Raw genomic sequence first — 19,329 nt, forward strand, 5'->3', positions numbered from 1 at the left:
GACCGAGGCCGGCACGTGGCCGTGGCGAGCCAGGAGGGTCAGGTGACGCGGCGGACGGCGAGGACAGTCCAGTCCTTGAGCGGAGTGATCCTCACAGGCTTGGTTGTGCGCGGAGCCTCGATGACCAAGCCCTCGCCAAGCGCCATCCCGACATGTTCGGGCCGTGCGGCACTGCCGCGACTGAAGATCAAGTCGCCGGGGCGCAGGTCCTTGGGGGAGACGGCCTTGCCCTCATTCACCTGCGTGTAGGTGGTGCGGGTGAGCTGGATACCGGCATGGGCGTATGCCTGCTGCATCAGACTGGAGCAGTCACACCGCCCCATCGGATCCGGCCCGTGCGCGCTGGTGCAGCTGCCACCCCACTGGTACAGGGTGCCGAGCTGATGCATCGCCCAGTCGATGGCCTTGCGTGCCTTGGGATCAGCGTCCTTGGGGATCGTGTAGCCCTTCGGCACCGTGCCCTCGGGAATGGGCCCGTATCCGGAACCGTCCTTGGCCGGCCCACAGCCGGCGGTCGGCGACGTGTTGCCCTTGGTGGCGGGCTTGTCTGCGCCGGTGTGCGGGAACGTCGCGCCGATCGCCTTCTGCAGAGCGGTCGCCAGGGACTCCCACTGGGCGTAGGCGTCGGGGAAGCCGGACTGCTGGACAGTCTGTGCTGCCTGGGCGACGGTCATCTGCTGCCAGCCGTTGACCTTCAGCAGCGCCTTGTAGAAGCTCTCGCTCGCGTGGACGGGGTCGCGGATCTGTTGCGCGGTGCCCCACCCCTGGCTGGGGCGTTGCTGGAACAGGCCCAGGCTGTCCCGGTCGCCGTAGTTCAGGTTGCGCAGCCGCGATTCCTGCATGGCGGTGGCGAGCGCGACGATCTGCCCGCGCGCAGGGACGTTGAGGCTGATGCCGGTCGCCACGATGGTCCGGGCGTTGGGGACCTGCTCGCCTGGCAGGTCCAGGCCCTTGATGTGGACGTTCTTGCCGGAGGCGCCGTTGAGGAGGGCTGTGACCTGGCTGGTGACTGCGCTGGTGTCGATGCTGCCTTGGCAGTCGATGCCGGAGCTGGTCTGAGCGGCTTGACTGGCAGTGGCCATGGTCATGGCCGTTCCGGCGAGGAGAAGGGGGGAGAGGACGACGACGCCGATACCGGCGGCTATCGCCTTCAATCCGGCCCGCCTCCCGGCGACAGGGATTCAAGCAGGGGTGGGTGGGGAGTTGTCACAAGGGCGTCCTTGAAGGGGTGAAGTCCCGGCCGCGCGGGCGTGTGGGTGGAAGGACCACGGCGGTCGGTGGTGGGTGAATCGGGGCCCCGACGTACTCGGCGAGTTGCACCTCGCGTCATGAGTGCGTCGGTCGGGTTCAGGTGTGTCGGGGCAAAGGGGCTACCTCGGTGAGGGCAGGGGAGGGGGAGGGCCATCGGCGGTGTCCGCCGGGCAACTCCAAAACAGTAAGCCCAGATCCCCGGTTGCCGAAATCATGTCTGATCAAGGCTTGATTCCGGGGGGTTTGGCGGCGACACCGCTCCACCGGGGATCGTGCCCTACAGTTTTGGCACTTCCTCCCCTCGCTCCCCGCGTCGTGGACCTAGGGCATCTTCATGCCTGTTTCTCCCCCGCCGGGTTCTGTGAGTGAGCCGGAGTGATTCAACCCATCCTCACCTGACCGAATTGGGGTATCCCCTTTGCCTTTTTCCCTACATCAGGGCGACGCGCTGAGCGTGCTAGCGACGCTCCCGGATGAATGTGTCGACTCCGTCATCACCGACCCGCCGTATAACAGCGGTGGGCGGACGGCCAAGGAGCGCACCAGCCGCAGTGCACGGCAGAAGTACACCTCGGCCGACGCGCAGCACACGCTGCCGGACTTCACCGGCGAGAACATGGATCAGCGGTCCTACACGCTGTGGCTCACGCAGATCATGACCGAGGCGCACCGCGCCACCAAGCCCGGTGGAACGGCGCTGTTGTTCACCGACTGGCGTCAGCTGCCTGCCACTACCGATGCGTTCCAGGCAGCCGGCTGGCTGTGGCTGGGCCTGTTGACCTGGCACAAGCCCCAGGCCAGGCCCCAGAAGGGGAAGTTCCGCCAGGACTGCGAGTACATCGTGTGGGGCGCCAAGGGCAAGATCGACGCCTCGCGCAATCCGGTGTATCTGCCCGGTCTCTACAGTGCGTCGCAGCCCTCGGGCAAGGCCCGCAAGCACATCACGCAGAAGCCGGTTGACGTCATGCGGCAGCTGGTACAGATCGCCCCGCCGGGCGGAACCGTGCTCGACTTCTGCGCCGGATCGGGCTCCACCGGGGTCGCTGCGCTCTTGGAGGGACGCGACTTCATCGGCATCGAAAAGACGCCGCAGTACGCCGAGGTCGCCAATGAGCGGCTATTGCAGACGATGCAACAGATCCATTCCCAGGACGACTTCGTCCTGTCCGCCTAAGCACGATCTGCAGGTCGGCACGGGGCGAAGGTAGCCTTCCGGGCTGTCTTTCCCTCGTGCCGCGCGATGCGTTATAGCACCGGATCCCCGGTTAGCGAAACCGGGGATTCTCTGGATCGTGGAGCCGCAATTCACGCTCACTGGTAGCGGCCTCAAGGAGACCCTTTCGTGCCTGAATCCATAGACCTCCCCGGCGACGGGGAAACGGAACCCGTCCGGCTGCCGGACTCGAATCTGGAGAGCATCGAGGCCAGCGTCCGCAAGCTCATGGAGCAGACCGCCGAGCAGTCCCGGCAGCTCGACAGCCTCGCCGCACCGCCGAGCCCCTCACCTTTCGCGGCGTTCGGCATGCCCAACCTTCCCGGGATGCCAGGAGCGCCGGCCCAGGCACCGCCAGAGCCGCGCCCGATCCTGGAACTGGACGGCGAGGAATATGAGGACGAACTAGACGCGCTGTCGGACTGGGTCGATGGCTTCCTCATGGACACCTACGGTGCCGAGGTCACCACCGCAGCCCCGTGGTGCAAGGAGTGGCAGGAGCACGACGACGTCGTCGCCTGGCTCCACGCCCTGTGGATGGCCTACCAGCAGCACAAGGACCCCGAGTCCGGACCCAGCGGCATGTTCGTGTGGCACCGCGACTTCCTCACCCACGGCCTGGCCCACGTCCGCGCCCCGGGCGGACCGCTCTCGGCGTGCATGACCGACCCGGACCGCCCCGCGCACCGCCTGCTGCCCGGCCCCGCCCCCTCCACCCGCTCCTCGCGCGCCGCCTGTGCGGACAAGCCGGAGCACGGCGAGCCGGACCAGGCCGCCGCATGAGCGGGGCCGAGCACCGGCCCGCCTTCGGCCTCTCCTTCGACCCGCGCGCCTTGACCGACCTCCTGGCGGCCCCCGGCGACATCCGCGACCTGGTCCTCGCCCAGCTCCAGGACGTCGTCAACGCCAAGCTGTTCGGCACCAGGCTCACCGCCGAACTCGCCGACTACCGCAAGTTGTACGTCGATCACCGCAACGCCTGGCGCGTCGTGTACGCCCAGCGCCCGGCTCCGCCGGACTCGGCACACCGCACCGAGATCCACGTGGTGGCCATACGCCCGCGCGCCCAGCACGACGTGTACAACGTCGCCCGCACGCGCCTGGGCATCACCCGCCACCCCACCAGCGCGCTCGCCAATGCTGCCCGCTCACGCTCTCCGCAGCTACAGACGCACCGCCCCGCCCCCAAGCCGGGCCCGCCACCGTACGCGGTACCCGGCCTTCCCCGCCCTGCCCTGTCCCCGAACCCGAAGGACCGCACTCTTTGACGACCCACTTCCCCGCCGGCCTCGATGACCTGATGGCCGTCATCGCCGGACTTGAGCACCCGCAGGAAAACCCCCACCACCGGGCGATCCTGGAGACCTACCGCAGAGTTCAGCAGCTCGACCAGCAGCTCCTGGAGGTGGCCGGAGGCGAGCTGGACGGCGGCTCCGCCGACACCCACACGCAGCTGGAGCAGCTCACCGACGTCCTCGCCCTGCGCGCCTTGGCCGGCGCCGAGCTGACGAACCTCCTGAGCACCGATTGCTGCGGCTCCCGCACCGTCGACAACGGCGAAGAGGACGACGCCGAGGACGACGCCGAGGACGACGCGGACTGCCGGTCCTGCCAGGAACCCGTACACACGATCGTCCACGCCTGCCTCGACGCCTTCGCCGCCGCGGGCGACCCCGCCGCCATGTCCTCGGCCGAACTCACCGACCGCCTGCGCCACTTGCCCGGCATGGCGGAGGACCGCTGGTCGTATGCCGAACTCACGCCGCTGCGCCTTGGCCGACTGCTGGCCCCGTACGGGGCACGCCCGCGCAATGTCCGCTTCGGCACCCACCAGCTCAAGGGATACCTGCGAAGCTCCCTGCAGGCCGCGCTGCCCGACTGATCGGGCTGAAGCCCTGGCCCTCGACGCCTTGCGGCGCGTCACGGCCGAGGACTCCCCGCCCACCGGGCCTTCCACCAGTGTTGTTCCCGGCATGTCTGCTGCGCCGCCAGGGCCATACGCACCCGTTGCACCGCCCCTCGGCCAGCTGCTATCTCACACCGAGTGCTGGTGGGGTCGCGGCGGCGACGACGAGTCAATCGCCCTCGTCTGCGCCCGGTCCCAGCAGCCCGGAGACGGGCGTCTTCGACCTGGGCTCCAGATCGAAGACGCCCATCAGCACCGCGGCATTGGCACCGCCCTCGCCCGGCACGCAGCCGAGCACACCCACCCTTTGGGCGCCTACACCGCAGCGTCAACCCGCCGATGCTCCGCCTCCTGCGCCGCCTTGGGCCCGTCCGGCACACGCGGCATGGATCGCACCTCGACGTGCGCTTGCGCCTCAGCATCAGCGCTCTCGCGCACCGGCCCCCTTATCCCCCAAGGAACCTCCCTATAGCCCGCAATGCTCCGGTGAAGAAGGCTCTGACCCAGCTTGATCACCGCATCGAGGCGGCCGTGGGCCACAGCATCGACCGGCTGTGGCAGCACCGCGACCGCGACCTGCTCGACGAAGCACACACGCAGCTGGTCGACGCACACCGGCTGCTCGTCCAGGCCGAGCACTCCGTGACCTTCTACCGGGTCCAGCTCCACAGCCTCTCCTCCGGCCAGTATCCGGTCGACAACGCGCTGTTCGAGCGCATCCATCGCACCGTCGACCTGTTGCAGGACGCAGCCCGCACCAGAGACCGGCAGCAGGCCAAGACCATGGCCGCGCTCGAACCCGTTGAAGCCGCAGCCCGCGACAGAGCTCTACGTGACGTACCGGATCTGCCCGCGCCCGACATCGCCGCGCTGCTCGCCATCACCCAAGGCGCCAAACTCCACCAAAACCTGCTGACGCAGCAGCTGTATGTCGTCACCGCCTCCGGCACCCGCATCCCCTACGGCCAGCTGCAACGCCTCGAAGAAGCCCGTCTGGCGGTGCGCGACACCTCTCACCCGCTCACGGCCGGCCAGCCCGTCACGCTGACCGACACCGGCCGCACGGCTCTGACTGCCCCGCGGTCGGCCAAGGCGCCCGGCGCCGTTCCCGCGCCCCGGCCCGGCAGCTGGCCCACTGCCTCAACCGCCCGCCGCTGAACAGGCACCGCCCCGTGCCCCCCCGCCCCGGAAAGCCTCCTATGCCCCCATCCCCACCGGACTTCAGCCTCGACGGATTCGAAGCCGTCAACGATCTTGTCGCCGCGCGCTTCTGGCAACACATCGACATCGACTCCACCGAACTCACTGCGCTCGCCGAGCACCACACCGACGACCAGCGGCACAGCTACTACGTTCTGCACAACGGCGCGGTGACCTGGGGTATCCCTGGAGAGCCGCAGTTGGTGGCTCTCCATCTGCAGCGCGATGTGGACGCCCGCACCTTCCGCTTCCAGCACGAGGAACTGCCTCTGCCCGCGATGGCGCAGAGCTGGTTGATCGCCCGCGGCTGTCCGAAGGAGTCCATCGGGCTGCGCGAGGGCATGGGCACCTCGCCGGCGGACGAGGCGACCAAGGCGTTGGAGGACCGCCTCACGTCCGACGGCGACTACTTCGCCCTCGTCACCAGCTATACCGACGACTCCCCGGACCGTCGGCAGATCACGGTGCTCCTGGCCGCCATCGACGAGGAGGCACCGTTTCGCTTCCGGGTGCTGCTGGAGAAGGTCGACGCGGACACCTGGACGCACACCCTGCGCGAGGGCGGCTTCACGACCTTCCAGGAGGCCATCAACTGGTGGGAGGCCCACTGGTCGGGCGAGGGTGTTCCTCTACCGACCGCCCCGCCTGCGACCCGGCACATCGCACCGTCCGCGTTGCCCGGCGTTCCCATGCCCCCGGCGCCTCGCAGTGGTCCAACTCGCTGATGGAAAAGACGAATTCACGCATGCCGCAGTGCTTGTTCGGAATGAATTCACGAGGCGCCGGCATCCGGAGAAGTGCGCAACATAGCAGCACATCCCCGGTTAGCGAAACCGGGGATTCTCCGCACTCTTGAACGTGACCCGCCCGGCGTCAGCCCGGGGGTTGTTTTCGCGTTCCCTTCCTCACTTATGGAGATCAATTCCTCATGCGCTCCACCCGCATAGCTGTCTCTGCCGCCGTTCTCGGCGCGCTCACCCTTCCGCTCGTCGCCGCCACGTCCGCGAGCGCTGCCCCGGCCCAGGCTCCGGCCGTCGCGCCGGCCACTCGCCCGTGTGACCGGCCCGGACCGTGGACCGTGCACACGAGCGCGGTCACGATCCGTTCCAAGGCGAGTGCCACGTCGACCGCCCTCGGCGTGCTCTACAGGGGCCAGTCGTTTGTGGTCCACAAGACCAGCGGCAATTGGCACTACATCACCGACAAGGCCACGGGCGTAGAGGGCTGGGTTTCCGGCTCGTATGTCTACCCCGAGGTCTACACGTGCATCGACATCTAACAGGCGCCCTGTCCCGCGAATTCGCGGCGGCGCATTTCCTCGTCCTTCGCCCCTGAGCAGCGAAGCGCGCGTCCCTGTATCCCGCATTTGACAGGAAGGAGTCGTGTCGTGTCCGACGACGCCGACGACGTGATGGGCGTGATCACCCAACAGATTGAGGCCCGTTTCCAGATGCCGCTGGGTGATCTGCGCCAGGCGGTGGCCGCAGCCCCGCACGCCAACAACGACGCCACCGTCGTCGTGAAGTGGTACGGGATGCTCGCAGAGGCCCAGGAGGCGCTGGAGAAGGCCGAGGACGCCCTCCTCGCAGCCCTCGACAGCGCCGTCGGCGACGCGCTGGACGATCCGGTCATGGAGCTGGCCCACCAGGTCAACGCAGCCGTATCGGTGCGTGATGGACGGGCGGTGGCCGTGCGCCACTACCTCGACCCCAACTCCCCTGGGCACAGGGGGTCGGGTGCCTGGCGCGGAGCGGACGCGGCCTCGCGCCGCAGTCCGGCCCTGCAGACCGCTCCGGCACCACGCTCCGCCTCGGTACCGTCGGTCCCGGTACGGGGAGCGTTGCGGTGAGTGTGCTGCACAAGTCCACCAGCTGGGACAAGGCGCTGGCCGAAGCCTTCGGAGCTTCCCTGAGCGAGCTGTACGAGCAGGCCGGCAGCCCCGACGCCTCTGCCGCTCTGACACGTGCCATGGAGCTGCGCTCCTGGCTGGCCCTGGCCGAGGAGCAGGTCGTTCGGGTCCGCGACCGGGTCCACGAATCCACCGCTGCGGACCGTGATCTGGGGGAGCTGTCGGCCGACGACTTGCGGATGGACGCGCAGTGGCTGGAGGCGGCCTTGGCTGGCCGCGACGGGTATGTCGCCGCCCTCGGTGAGTTGCTGCGAACCATGCCCTCGCCCGGATCGCGTGTGGAGCACCCGGTGCAGTTCACCCAGCCGAAGCTGACCACCGCGCTCCCGCCCGCACCGGCACCCACGGGTGCCGGTGCGGTGCGGGCCCGCCGACCGTGAAAGTCCCACCGCTTGCCCCACACCACCTCCCAGACGATCGCCCAACGCATCGAGGAGTTGTACGGCCAGCCGATGGCCGCGCTCGAAGCCCACACCGACGCCAACCCCATGCTCGCCGCCCTGACCAGCAGCCACGCCGATCTGCAGCTGGCCGAACGCAACATCGACTACCAGCTCCAGCGCCTGCGTGAACTGGCCGCTCCGGAACGGGAGATCGACACGTTCGAGGCCGGTCACCTGCTCGACTGCGCCCGCCGGATCGCCGACTCCGTCGCCACCCGGGACGCCCACGCCAAGACCGTGAGCGCCGTCCTCGGCAGCCTGCACCGCGTCCCCATCCCGCAGTCGGCCTCGGCAGCGCCGCGCATGAGCGCCTCCGTGCCACCGAGGCCGGCAGAGCCCGCCGCCACCCATACCCGCTGAATCGCCCGCCCGCTTGAGGAGTTACCCCTTTGGCCACCACCGGTCTGCCCCGCTCCACCCAGGTCGACGTCTCGCGCGTCACCGAGTCGCTGGAGATGATCGCCCCGCTGTGGAATGTGTGGGTCCTGATGACACTGTCCGCACAGCCCCTGCGCTATGCGGAGATCAAGCCGCGCCTTCCCTGGCTCAATGACGGCACGCTCCACCCCAAGCTGCGCCGCCTGACCGAGGCCGGGCTGGTCCAGCGCACGGAAGTCGCCCAGGGACACGTCACCTACGGCCTGACCGCACGGGGCGCCGACCTGATGCCCGTCCTGACCGTGGTCGCCGCCTACGGCGAGGTGCACCTGGAAAAGCCCCTGGTGAAGAACAAGGACACCGGGAAGCTGGAACCCGCGACGCAGGTCCCGCCCGCGCAGAACATCGAAGACACCCTCGCGCTGATCGGCCCGCGTCATGCCACGCCGATCCTGTGGGTGCTCAAGGCCCGCGGCGCCTCCAGTGCCAAGGCGGTGTCCGCCGCGGCGATGCCGGGCTACCGACTCAGCAATGTCTATCCCCAGCTGGATCGACTGGTCGAGGACGGCCTGGTCCGCAAGGAAGGGCTCCTCTACGACCTGACCGCCAACGGCCACGCGCTCGCCCCCGTCTACCGGGCTCTTACCACCTGGGCCACGGGACGCCCGCTCGCCGACGCTGGCACCCACCCGCTGTGGGGCCATAAGCCGGCCGCGACTGAGACCCAGTCCGGTCCGTGGCTGACCACCCAGCCCCGCGTACCCGCTCCCGCAGCCCCCGCTCCCCTCGCAGCGGCCCCGGTCCTGTCCACCCAGGCCCTGTTCTCGCACCAGATACCGGCCCGCCCCCTCGCCCTCCCGCAGGCAGGAGGCCCGCGCCGATGACCAACCTGACCACCGTCGACTGCCCGCAGACGCGCCGGGTGATCCGGGCGCTGTCCTTGCCCGCACTGATCCGCCTGGTGAGTGAGATCGACGACAACGGCCCCATCAGCCGCCGCCACGGCAGTCTGCAGAGCACCTTCGACGACCTGACTGCGGCCCAGCTCGGCTACGCCATCGAGCGGGCCCGTGACTTCGGCCTGATCTACCGCGACGAGGATGAACGGGTCCGTTACCGGCTCACCACCAGCGGCGAAGACCTCGCCGGCGTGTACGACACGGCCGCACGCTGGGCCCGCACCCACCGATACCCCACTGTGGCCAGTGACTTCGTCACCCGTGTCCAGCACGCCCTCGCACTGCTCGGCCAGGCTCCGGCGCTCGCACGCGGCGCAGCCCGGATCGGCGACTCGTGCGGGCTGCTCGTATCCGGTGGATCGGTCCTCAGCCTGGAGGCCCTCGCCGCCCTCGACGGGCCGGAGACCGCACTGGCCGCCTGGCTCCAGACGAATCCGAACGTCCTGGATCACACGGGCTTCCGCTCCTCCCACGCGGAGGATGAGTGGGCGCCCGCTGCGTGAGATCTGGTGTCGGACCCCGGCATGCTCGCCGGCCGGCTCCCACCGTGCTGCGCGGCATCTACCTGCCACGCAGCATGGATGCCGGCGACTTCGCGATGACGACGTACGGCATCCCGCTGCTGGTCCTCTCCACCACCAACTCTGCATCCTTGACCGGTCTTGCGTTCGCGCTGGAGTGGGTCCCGCGCCTGGGCGCGTTCGTCGTCGCCGGGGCCATGGTCGACCGACACGGCACCACCCGGGTCCTTCGCCTGGCTTCGGCGATGCGGGCCGCAGTGGTCGTGGCCGCCGCCGGCGCCCTGCCGCAGCTGGATCGTGGGCTTCCCACCATGGTTACCGTGATGCTGCTCGCCGTCTTGACCGGTGTGCTCACTGAGTTCTCCTACATCGCTGCGGAAACGGCGGGCGGCGTTGCCAGTCGCCAGGCAGGGACACGCGCCCACCGCGTGCAGTCGGTGCTCCTGGGCATCGACCAGGTCGGCACCCTGGTCGGACCCGCCGTCGCCGGCCTACTGCTGGAACGGACCGGGGCGGCCGGCATGTTGGCTACGATCGCCGTCTTTTCACTGCTCGCGTGCGTCTTCGCTCCGCGGCAGTGCACTGCCCAACAGCCCAAGGCTCCGGAGCCGGTCCTTGCGGGGCTGCGCATCGGATGGACGACGCTGCGCTCGGCGCCCGCGCTCGGCTGGCTGGTGTGCGGACTGACCTTGTCCAACCTGGCGATCGGTCTGCTCCAGGCCGCGACTCCCGTGATGGTGGTCCGGCAGTTCGACCACTCCAGTGCGGACGTGGGGCTGATTTGGTCGGTGGCGGCCGTCGCCTCCCTGCTCGCGGTCGCTGTGTGCCGCCGCGCGATCGACCGCTGGGGCCTGTGGCCCGTCGGTGCGCTGTGTGCCGCCCTCGCCGGCAGCGCGTGTCTGGCCGTCTCCCTCACCCACACCTACACCGCGTATCTCGTGCTGATCGCGGTGCTCATGGCCGGCGAAGGCGGGATGACAGTGGTCTTGCGCACCCTGCGTTCTCATCTCATCCCGCAGTCCGTGTTCGGCGCCACCCTTTCCCTGACGATCCTGCTGCTCCTGGTGCCCTTTCCGCTGGCGGGAGTCCTCGTCGCCACGGTGCCGCCCGCCTTGCTCGGCTACGCGATGACCGGCTGCGCGGTCGTGCAGGCCCTCGGTCTGTGTCTCGCCTTCGTACGCCTGCGCACCCTCCCTGATCTTCGCGTCCGCCTCGCCTGACCTCGCTCCTGCCCGGCTGCTACGTCCTGCCGCCCATTCCCCTGGAGATCCACCCGATGCCCACGCCTGCTGCCGCACCGGCCGTTACCCCGGTGCCCCGCCCGTCTTCCCGTGCAGGATCAAGGCCCACGATCACCGACCAGTTCCTCGCCTTCGACGCCGCACACCCCTATGTTTACGCGGCCTTGGAGAAGCTGACGACCGAGCGGCTGGCTGCCGGGGCCACCCGCATCGGGCTCAAGGAACTGTTCGAGGCGCTGCGCTGGCGTCTCCCGCAGGGGCTGCGCGGGCTCAACAACAACTACACCGCGCTGTACGCGCGGCAGCTGATCGCGGACCACCCCCAGTGGGCGTCCGTCTTCGAGCTGCGCCGCCGACGTACCCCCTAAAACCGGCACCGCCGTACGTGAACTTCTCTTTATCCACGTCCTCTTGGAGAGCCCTTGCTCGCTCGTACCATCCTCGTTGTTTCCAGCTCCGGTCCGGAGGACGAGTCATACCGCGGATATTGCCTGGAAGCCGTCGCCGCGTGTTACGACGTCGTCCTGATCACTCCTGCCGCGCCCACGTGGGAGCAGGAGTTCATCACCGACTTCGAGATCGCCGATCCCGACGACGTCCAGGCGCTGGCCGCTGCCGGCCAGGCCCTGGCCGAGCGGCACGAACTGGCGGGTGTGATGACGTGGACCGAGTGGTACCTCGTCCAAACCGCGAGCCTGGCACGACAGCTCGGCCTTCCCACGAACAGCCCCGAGGTGATGGAAGCCGCCCGCAACAAGGCCACCGCCCGCACCCTGTTCGCACGCCACGGCGTCCCCTCGGCCGTGTCGATCACCGCCCGCTCCCTGCTGGAGGCGGCACTGGCCGCCGAGACGATCGGCTACCCGATCGTGCTCAAACCGACCGACCGCGCGGGCAGCGTGGGTGTCATCCGCGTCGAGTGCGCTCAGGAACTGCCCCGTGCCTTCGAGTTCACCGCCGCCGGCGCCCACGACGGGGACGGAAGGGTAAAGGTCCTCGTGGAGGAATTCCTCGACGGTCCCGAGGTCTCCGTCGAGTGCGTCACCCACCGCGGCCACACCACCGCGGTCGCCGTCACCCGCAAGACTCTCGGTGATCCGCCGTTCTTCGAGGAAGTCGCCCACAGCGTCGATGGCGCCGATCCGCTGCTCGACCAGGTGGCACCTGTCGCCGCCGCGGCCATCAAGGCGCTCGGCATCACCGACGGTGTCCAGCACGTCGAGATGCGCCTGGTCTCGGGTCGCCCCCGCCTCATTGAAGTCAACGCCCGCCTCGGCGGCGACATGATCGGACACCTGGTCCACCTCGCCACCGGCGTGGACCTGACCCGCGCCGCCGCCGACATCGCCTGCGGCCAGGCCCCCGGCCTGACTGTGATGCGCCCCGCGGCAGCGGCGATCCGGCTGCTGTACCCGAGCATCTCCGGCACTCTCACCCACTGCCACCTCGACGGCGCCTTCGCCGCCCAGGCACCGTGGTTGGAGCGATTCAGCCTCCAGCGCACGGTCGGCGACTCGGTCGTCCTTCCCCCGGACGGAGATAGGTTCAGCGCCCGCGCCGGATTCCTGATCACCACCGGGCCCACGGCCCAGCTAGCCCAGGCGCGCGCTGAGGAGGCCCTGGGGCACCTGACCCTCGCCGTCGAACCCCAACTGTCGGCTCCCGCCACCTAACCGCGAACCTCCCGCTGCGCCTTCTCCCCACGCTTGCCGCGCCCTGCCCGCTGAACAGGAACCACCGCCATGCCTCAGCCCTCCCATTCCTCATCGTCCGAGCGGCACTCCCTGCGCCTGAACGACGTCGCTCACATGGGCGCCGCGAAACTGCAGCCGCTGCTGCAAGCCAGCTTCCGCAACCTGGTCACGGCCGCCATCGCGGATGCGACCGGACACTTGCCTCGCAGTTCCCGCAAGCTGCTCCACGGGCCACACTTCCGTGACGACCTCGTCGACGCACTGCGCTGGGCCGAGGGCGAGATGCAGGTCGCCTCCGAGCGCATGACCTGGACTGGCGACCCACGGGCCGAACGCACCCTGCGCCAGCTCCAGCAGATCCGTACCGCCCTGGCCCAGGCCCGCGCCGAGGAAGCCGACCGACGGCGCACCGAACACCGCGCCTCCGCCGGACACCACGTGGATACTGACTCCGCCGCCACGGCCCGCCTCTGGCTGCGCAGCGCCTTCCGCGACCGCTTCGAGCAACTCCTAGCCCAGGAGTACGCCACGGCCCAGCTTGAGCCCCCGGCCCAGCGTCCCGGTCCGGCCGACGTTTTCGACGCGATCGAGCAGGGCGCGAGCGAGGGCTACCTCTTCGCCACCATGACACCGCCCGTCCACGACCTGCTCGCCAGGAGCCCCCTTGCCTTCCGCAACGCCGTCGCCGACGACGCGCGCGAACAGGACGAGCGCAACGTCGAGCTGCGTCACCCACTCCTGCTGCGCCGCTGGCGCACCGCGCTGGACCAACTGGCCCAGATGACCGCCCCGCTCGCCCGGGCCACCAGTCCCACGGCACTCGGTCCGCTCACCGCCGACCTTGACGCGATGCCGCGGCAGGCCGCCTTCGCCGTCCTCAACGCCCGACGGTTCCTGGTCGCCATCCACCAGCGCACCGCCGAGAACACCCGCCTCGCCCGACAGTTCGCCCGGACCATCACCCAGCGCGAACAGGACGAGCCCGACCACGCCGCCCACTGTCGCGTCTTCGACCAAGCCCTGCGCCGCCTGGCCGACGAGCACCCCACCGGCTACGACCACATCCGTCACCGGCTGCGTCTCTTCGAGACCAGCCCTGGCCGCCTGGATGCGACCGTCCTGAACGCCGACCAACGCGGCGCACTCAAACGCCAGGTCTTGGCCGAACTCGCCCCACCGTCCCCGGCTTCGGTGACACCGCGCCTGTCCACGGCTGCCCCGTCGAAGCCGGCCACGCCCGCCCCGCGCCCGACCGCCACCCGATGAACCCCGCCCCGACGGATGTGCCCTATGACCAACCCCACCCCGATCGACGGAGATGTCTACGTCTCCCCGCGCTACCTCGCCGGCCTCGGCGGTACCGGCGACCCCAGCTTCGAGCCCGTAGCCCACTGGCCGCACCACCACATGAACGGTCCCTGCCAGCTCCTCATCACCTCCCCGGACTACCGCATCAAGATTGGCTGGTTCGGCGACGACTTCGACGTGTGGAAGATCAGCGCCGCCGAGGACGCTGTCTCCGCGGCCCGCTGGACCGCGAGCTTCAACGACAACATGCCGCCCGAGATTGTCCGCGGCCTGACCACAGCCCTGGCCAACGAGTGGGACGAGGATAGCGACAGCTTCCTGACCGACCGGTCGTACTGGTGGCCTGACGCGGTACAGCCCCTGCTCGACGCCGGCTGGGAAAGCAAACCGCTCGCCTACGGCAAGCTGGAGTTCCTTTCGCCCGACCGGTTGGCGGGCGCCAGCATCGACGTCGTCAGCACCGGCCCGGACGCCGAGGTGGTGAGGCTGTGGGCCGGGCCTTCCGGGTGGGGAACCCGTGCCGAGGCGCACTTCACCGCGCGCACCCCGAAGCATCTGATCGCGGCCACGGCTGCTGGCTTCGTCGACCCCACCCCCATCGCCCGCTTCAAGAACGACCTCAACCCTCAGCTCGCGAAACTGGCCCAGCTCACCCCTGTCCAGCCACCGAAGCCCGCGGCACCCACCCCACTCGACATTCAGCGCGCTGCCGCTGCCCGCCGACGCCCGCCCGCGCTCGGCACGCACGCCGTGCCCCGCTGGAGCACCACCACACTCCCGCCCGCCACGCCCGCTACCCGCAGCGGCCCGCGCCGATAACCCAACTCAGCCCCGGAGGAGCCAAATCCCCCTACAAGCCGCCGAGTTCTTCGCTGAGCTGTGCCTTCCCTTCACCGACAGCACTGTTGTGGGCAACACCTACTACGCCACCCCCATCAAGGGCGCACCGCTACGCCTGCGGATCGACTTCACCAAGACCATCTACGCGGACACCTACGGCGGCCTTCGAGCCGCACTGCTTCATCCAGACAACGGCGAGACTGACGCCGTGGCGCTCAGCTTCGTGGACCACGGCACCTTCCACCGCCGTGACGAAGCCCTGAACACACCCCGGCAGAGCGAGAAGTACGGCACGTTCAGCAGGTACCACCGCCCCGGCAAACCACCGTGGGAAGGCGCCGTGACCACCGGACTGCGCGACGCCATCGAGCAATACAGCAACGTGTGGTTCCCCGGCGCCTGGAAAGCACACACGGCGGCACGCTCTGCGAGCCCCATCTCCCGTACCGCACTGCCCCCGCAGCCCATCCGCAGCAGCGGCCGCACCCCCTGACCACTCATCTGTATACGGAGACCAATGCCGCCGCCCCGTTGGTTGCTCTCACGCCGCCGCCCGCCCCAGCCCCACACCACTGCGGGCAGCGAGCCCACCCCATCGCCAGGGCCGAACGGCTTCTGGCTCACCGACCCTGCCTTCCGTGACCGCTTGCACAGCGCCACTGCGACCACCCTCGATCTGGTCGAGAGCGTCATGTACGACGGCATGACCTTGACCGAGGCCCTCAGCGGCGTGCGGCAGGAGGTCCCCTTCATGCTTGGCGTCCCTGCTGAGTACGGCCTCCTCGTCGAAGCCGAAGCCGCCGCACAGATCGTCCAGGCCGCAGGTCTCGAAGCCGGCTCGCCCTTCGGCCACGCCATCGCCCAGGGCATGGCCCACATCGAACAACGCCCCGTCGAAGAGCAACAGCAGCTCGTGCGAGCGGCAGCACGCCGCTACGTGATCAACGCCCCGTCGCGCCGCAGCTCAGCACCTGCGGTCCCACCTCCGGGCCCGACGCCGGGCCGATCCCGCTGAACCGCCCGAAAACCCGAACGCCCTTGCACTGAGGGGCATTCCAGTCACAACTCAACCAGGAGAGTGCCTTCTTGCGCATCCGTTCTGTCCGCTGTCTTCCCGCCGCTGTCGCTGTTGCTGCCATCGTGACCGGCACCCTGGCCTGGGCCCCAACCGCCTCGGCCCAGAGCCCCGAGCCGACCCCCTCCAACTCCACTGCCCCCGCGCCGCGTGCCGCGGAAGACACCGGCGGGATCGCCATTTTGAAGAAGGACCCCGCAGGCGACGTCCTCTCCGGAGCCACGTTCAGCCTCCTCGACTCCGCGGGCAAGGAGGCAGCCAACGGCACGACCAACGCCGACGGACAGCTCGTCTTCAAGGATCTGACGCCGGGCGTCTACCGCCTCAAGGAGGACTCCAGCGGCAGCAAGCTACACGACACCGTCGAAGACCAGGACGTCATCGTCACACCCGGCACCGCCGCCCCGCTGACGATCATCGACCCGTTCAAGCCCGCCTCACTCCTGCTGCAGGCCAAGGACGACAAGAGCGGCAAACTCCTGCCCGGCGCCACCGTCAACATCGGCACCGGCGACAAGACTCTCCTCACCCTCACCACCGGCGACAAGGGCACTGCCACCGCCCAACTGCCGGTCAACAACCGCACCAGCACCGACTTCTGGGCCAAACAGACGAACGCGCCCGACGGCTATGACCTCTCCACGCCCTCGAAGACCTTCACAGCCAAGCCGGGCACTCCCGTCACCGTGACCGTCACCAACGCCAAGACCTCCACCACGGAGCAGCCGACGGAGCAGCCGACCGACAAGCCGACGGAGCAGTCCACTGACAAGCCGACGGAGCAGCCCACCGACAAGTCGACCCCCGACCAGCCGGAGGGAGACGAGGACACTTCGTCCCCCTCCGCCTCGCCCTCCGGTACCCCGTCCATCGACGAGACCACATCGAGCACCGCAGCCCCCGCGAATGGCGGCACGCTTGCGCACACCGGCGCCGACGCCACCCCGTGGCTGATCGGCGGCGCCGCACTACTCCTTACCGCCGGCGGGATCGCGGTCTTCGTTGCCCGCCGCCGCACGCAAGGCAAAAGCGATGACGGCACCGCCGAGAGCTGACCAACTAGGGATGCTGCATCAACGGCGCATTGTTCCTGCCCATTACAGTGACCGTATGAAGCGAGTGTCTGTAACCAGTTCGCCCGTGACCGGCCTGATGGTGATTGGCCTGCTGTTGTTGGGGACGGGATTCCTGATCCCCTCCGACTTCTTCCAGGGCGTGGCCCAGGGCTCCGGCATTGTGGCGGTTCTCGTCGCCGCCGTGCGCATGGGGCGTGCCGACAGGGCATAGAGCGGCGGCAGCACCCGGCCCCATTCGGGTGAACGGACTGCGTTGACCGACCTGGCCTATGGGGGCACCTGTTCACTGGCTGCGTACGTCACGCCTTCCAGGAGGACCACCGTGTTTGGCAGGACTGTTCTCGCCGTCACCGCGCTTGCTGCTGCCGCGTTGACCGCCCCGGTAACGCTTCCCGACGCCCACGCGGCAACACGGAGCGCCACACCCCTGAGCGCCGCCGATAACGGGAGGACCATCTCCACCGCGCCCGGCGACAAGATCAGGGTCAACCTCAAAGCCATGCGGGGTGACGGGGTGAAGTGGGTGTGGGACAAACCCGCAGCCTCCGCCACCGACGTGCTGCGACGGACTGAGGGAGGCACCTCTCCCAATGGCGACGCCAAAGCCGCCTTCCAAGCCGAAGAGCCCGGACACAGCACCATCACCGCGCACCACCACTGCGTCGTGACAGCTCCTGGGCACACCTGCCCCCACGTTGTCACGACCTGGAAGGCCACCATCGACGTCCACTGACCGGTCGCCGACGGCCAGCAGCCCAGGACAGAACTCCAACGACGACAAGACCCCCGAGCGACAGCTCGGGGGTCTTACGCGTACGCGCACTGACACCGCCATGACCTGGCCACGCCGCTGCCTGCGTCGTGGCCCGGGGCCTTAGGGTCTGACCGATGGGGGCAAGAACGATCCGCGAAGCGGGCCGTTACCGACTCATCAGGCAGCCCTAGTGGGCCGCCAGCAGCCGAATGATGCCCACGACCAGCACCACGCCGAAGGCCAGTGCCACGCGCTTGGGATTCACTCCCGTGGAATGGCCTGATGTCCCACGACGCCGGAAAGCGGGGATCGAGACGAAGCCCTGCGAGTCCCCGGTGTGATGGTGGTGGTTGCCGTGGTGGCCCAACCCACCGCTGTGATGGTGCCCGCTAAATCCACCCCCGTGGTGCCCGCCCCCGCTGAATCCTCCGCCGCCGTGCATGGTGCTCACCCCGTTGTTCGTGATCCGTTCTTCACCACCCCCTGCCCGCGTTCCGCCGGCCTACACCCGAACGACCGAGGTCCTACGCGCCTGGTCATTGCCCGCCGACGCCGTACGGACGACTCAACGACGACGCCTCCACCGAGAGCTGACCTCACCTGTACCACCGAACCCCGCCCCCGGAATCCACCTCGCGATTCCGGAGGCTTTGGCATGCACCGCAGCAGCGCCGGGACGGCGCTCCCGCGTGAAGGCTGCGGCCGTCGTGTGTCTCGCCGCCGTCGCCTGGCGGATCGGCTCAGTGCCCAGGAACTCGCTGCCGCCGATGATCAGGACGTCATGGCCCGACACGGTAGAGGATCCCCGTCGCCCTCCGAGAGGCGATGCCCAGGCGGGACCGATCCGCGGCGGCTACGCGTAGCCCTGACCCAACTCCAATGCAGGAAGGAGAACTTCGGCGGCAGCGCAGTCGCCGCAGGCTTTCGTCCCTGGGCGCATCAGCGCATCCAGTGCTTCCAGGGAGCCCAGTTCTTGACCCCCATCGGCGGCGCGTCGGCACGCGGTGTCGTGCACGAGCCGGCCGCCGCGACGTTGCGAGTCGGGGCGCACGACCCAGCCCGAAGGCTTCGGCAGCGGCAGCGCCTCCAGACGCCGGTGCGTCGGTACGACCGACAGGTCCACTCCTTCGATCGGCCGGAGCTGCCGGTCCGTGACCCACACCGAATACTCGGCAGGCTCCACACCGTCCTCGGTCGCGATCCATGAAGGAACGCCAATGCGGAAGCGCCACGGAAACCGCCCTGTGGTCTGCAACCTCTCGTACAGACGCACCCGTATTTCCTGCTGGTCTGGCGTGACCAATGTGATCAAGGCGAAGGGCGTGGACGGAGACCCGGTCACAGCGATCTGCCCACTTACGCGGCCCTGGTCTCCAGCGCGCGTGCCTGGCGGCGCAGCTCCACCCGAGCAGCCGGCGAAGAACGCCGAACCGACCAGTGCTGGTGCCAAACGATCCGGGAGGACAGCAACAGGAGTCGGCGGCGCAGCGCCGTGGTTCCCGCGGTGGGAGGCAGCACAGAGAGCGCTTCATACGTGCGGCGCCAGTCACGCTGGGCTTGG

Annotated in this window: 25 protein-coding genes; 22 read left to right on the forward strand and 3 right to left on the reverse strand. The window is 69.0% G+C overall.

The features are described 5' to 3' along the window. Positions 1-38: 38 nt before the first annotated feature. A complete protein-coding gene (locus RZ84_RS28905; RefSeq protein ID WP_043267103.1) occupies positions 39-1,154 on the reverse strand; it encodes a C40 family peptidase in 1,116 nt (371 codons plus the stop codon). Between the two features lie 515 nt (positions 1,155-1,669). Between RZ84_RS28905 and RZ84_RS28910 the strand changes: the two genes are divergently transcribed. The 4 genes from RZ84_RS28910 to RZ84_RS28925 all read left to right on the forward strand — a co-directional run bounded on the left by RZ84_RS28910 (position 1,670) and on the right by RZ84_RS28925 (position 4,346). Beyond that, positions 1,670-2,425 (forward strand): DNA-methyltransferase, encoded by a 756-nt coding sequence (locus RZ84_RS28910; RefSeq protein ID WP_043267105.1) that lies wholly within the window; start codon positions 1,670-1,672, stop codon positions 2,423-2,425. Positions 2,426-2,593: 168 nt separating this feature from the next. Beyond that, positions 2,594-3,247 carry a DUF4913 domain-containing protein gene (locus RZ84_RS28915; protein ID WP_063772714.1) on the forward strand — a complete coding sequence of 218 codons (654 nt, stop codon included), beginning with the start codon at positions 2,594-2,596 and terminating at the stop codon, positions 3,245-3,247. Then, entirely contained in the window at positions 3,244-3,732 is a 489-nt protein-coding gene (locus RZ84_RS28920; RefSeq protein ID WP_043267107.1) for a hypothetical protein, read from the forward strand. The genes RZ84_RS28915 and RZ84_RS28920 overlap by 4 nt, the downstream gene beginning before the upstream one ends. Further along, positions 3,729-4,346 carry a DUF3631 domain-containing protein gene (locus RZ84_RS28925; protein WP_052230213.1) on the forward strand — a complete coding sequence of 206 codons (618 nt, stop codon included), beginning with the start codon at positions 3,729-3,731 and terminating at the stop codon, positions 4,344-4,346. The genes RZ84_RS28920 and RZ84_RS28925 overlap by 4 nt, the downstream gene beginning before the upstream one ends. Positions 4,347-4,539: 193 nt before the next feature. Here RZ84_RS28925 and RZ84_RS42400 read toward each other — a convergent pair whose 3' ends face one another. Further along, a complete protein-coding gene (locus tag RZ84_RS42400) occupies positions 4,540-4,674 on the reverse strand; it encodes a hypothetical protein (RefSeq protein ID WP_277816887.1) in 135 nt (44 codons plus the stop codon). Between the two features lie 182 nt (positions 4,675-4,856). Between RZ84_RS42400 and RZ84_RS28930 the strand changes: the two genes are divergently transcribed. The 18 genes from RZ84_RS28930 (at position 4,857) to RZ84_RS29010 (ending at position 17,747) form a co-directional block, all read left to right on the forward strand. Continuing rightward, a complete protein-coding gene (locus RZ84_RS28930) occupies positions 4,857-5,528 on the forward strand; it encodes a hypothetical protein (RefSeq protein WP_241777900.1) in 672 nt (223 codons plus the stop codon). A 41-nt stretch (positions 5,529-5,569) separates the two neighbouring features. Next, a complete protein-coding gene (locus tag RZ84_RS28935; RefSeq protein WP_043267109.1) occupies positions 5,570-6,295 on the forward strand; it encodes a hypothetical protein in 726 nt (241 codons plus the stop codon). Positions 6,296-6,498: 203 nt separating this feature from the next. Continuing rightward, complete coding sequence (locus tag RZ84_RS28940) at positions 6,499-6,849, forward strand: SH3 domain-containing protein (RefSeq protein WP_043267110.1); 351 nt, start codon at positions 6,499-6,501, stop codon at positions 6,847-6,849. Between the two features lie 108 nt (positions 6,850-6,957). Continuing rightward, the gene (locus RZ84_RS28945; protein WP_043267112.1) at positions 6,958-7,419 is read left to right on the forward strand and encodes a hypothetical protein; all 462 of its coding nucleotides are present in this window, start codon (positions 6,958-6,960) and stop codon (positions 7,417-7,419) included. Further along, a complete protein-coding gene (locus RZ84_RS28950; RefSeq protein ID WP_052230214.1) occupies positions 7,416-7,859 on the forward strand; it encodes a hypothetical protein in 444 nt (147 codons plus the stop codon). The genes RZ84_RS28945 and RZ84_RS28950 overlap by 4 nt, the downstream gene beginning before the upstream one ends. Positions 7,860-7,871: 12 nt before the next feature. Beyond that, entirely contained in the window at positions 7,872-8,282 is a 411-nt protein-coding gene (locus RZ84_RS28955) for a hypothetical protein (protein ID WP_043267116.1), read from the forward strand. Positions 8,283-8,311: 29 nt separating this feature from the next. Beyond that, positions 8,312-9,184, forward strand: coding sequence for a winged helix-turn-helix transcriptional regulator (locus RZ84_RS28960; RefSeq protein WP_043267119.1), 873 nt, complete (start codon positions 8,312-8,314; stop codon positions 9,182-9,184). Further along, positions 9,181-9,762 carry a hypothetical protein gene (locus tag RZ84_RS35260; protein WP_052230215.1) on the forward strand — a complete coding sequence of 194 codons (582 nt, stop codon included), beginning with the start codon at positions 9,181-9,183 and terminating at the stop codon, positions 9,760-9,762. Before RZ84_RS28960 ends, RZ84_RS35260 begins: the two co-directional genes overlap by 4 nt. Further along, positions 9,759-11,000, forward strand: coding sequence for an MFS transporter (locus RZ84_RS28970; RefSeq protein WP_043271115.1), 1,242 nt, complete (start codon positions 9,759-9,761; stop codon positions 10,998-11,000). Before RZ84_RS35260 ends, RZ84_RS28970 begins: the two co-directional genes overlap by 4 nt. 56 nt (positions 11,001-11,056) lie before the next feature. Next, positions 11,057-11,389 (forward strand): hypothetical protein, encoded by a 333-nt coding sequence (locus RZ84_RS28975; protein WP_107068184.1) that lies wholly within the window; start codon positions 11,057-11,059, stop codon positions 11,387-11,389. A 54-nt stretch (positions 11,390-11,443) separates the two neighbouring features. Then, complete coding sequence (locus RZ84_RS28980; protein ID WP_241777901.1) at positions 11,444-12,694, forward strand: ATP-grasp domain-containing protein; 1,251 nt, start codon at positions 11,444-11,446, stop codon at positions 12,692-12,694. A 69-nt stretch (positions 12,695-12,763) separates the two neighbouring features. After that, positions 12,764-13,981, forward strand: a complete 1,218-nt coding sequence (locus RZ84_RS28985) for a hypothetical protein (protein ID WP_157878926.1) — start codon at positions 12,764-12,766, stop codon at positions 13,979-13,981. A 24-nt stretch (positions 13,982-14,005) separates the two neighbouring features. Beyond that, complete coding sequence (locus tag RZ84_RS28990) at positions 14,006-14,842, forward strand: SPDY domain-containing protein (protein ID WP_043267121.1); 837 nt, start codon at positions 14,006-14,008, stop codon at positions 14,840-14,842. A gap of 25 nt (positions 14,843-14,867) precedes the next feature. After that, the gene (locus RZ84_RS28995; protein ID WP_043267123.1) at positions 14,868-15,356 is read left to right on the forward strand and encodes a hypothetical protein; all 489 of its coding nucleotides are present in this window, start codon (positions 14,868-14,870) and stop codon (positions 15,354-15,356) included. Between the two features lie 153 nt (positions 15,357-15,509). Beyond that, positions 15,510-15,878: a hypothetical protein gene (locus tag RZ84_RS29000; RefSeq protein ID WP_157878927.1), complete on the forward strand. Its 369-nt coding sequence runs from the start codon at positions 15,510-15,512 to the stop codon at positions 15,876-15,878. 71 nt (positions 15,879-15,949) lie between these two features. Beyond that, positions 15,950-16,993 (forward strand): SpaA isopeptide-forming pilin-related protein, encoded by a 1,044-nt coding sequence (locus tag RZ84_RS29005; protein WP_043267126.1) that lies wholly within the window; start codon positions 15,950-15,952, stop codon positions 16,991-16,993. 55 nt (positions 16,994-17,048) lie between these two features. Continuing rightward, positions 17,049-17,225, forward strand: a complete 177-nt coding sequence (locus RZ84_RS39265) for a hypothetical protein (protein ID WP_157878928.1) — start codon at positions 17,049-17,051, stop codon at positions 17,223-17,225. A gap of 111 nt (positions 17,226-17,336) precedes the next feature. Continuing rightward, complete coding sequence (locus RZ84_RS29010; protein ID WP_043267128.1) at positions 17,337-17,747, forward strand: hypothetical protein; 411 nt, start codon at positions 17,337-17,339, stop codon at positions 17,745-17,747. Positions 17,748-18,621: 874 nt separating this feature from the next. Here the strand turns inward: RZ84_RS29010 and RZ84_RS29015 are convergent. Further along, complete coding sequence (locus RZ84_RS29015; RefSeq protein ID WP_157878929.1) at positions 18,622-19,080, reverse strand: DUF6233 domain-containing protein; 459 nt, start codon at positions 19,078-19,080, stop codon at positions 18,622-18,624. Positions 19,081-19,329: the final 249 nt, after the last annotated feature.

This window comes from Streptomyces sp. CT34, assembly GCF_000805335.1.
Classification (GTDB): domain Bacteria; phylum Actinomycetota; class Actinomycetes; order Streptomycetales; family Streptomycetaceae; genus Streptomyces.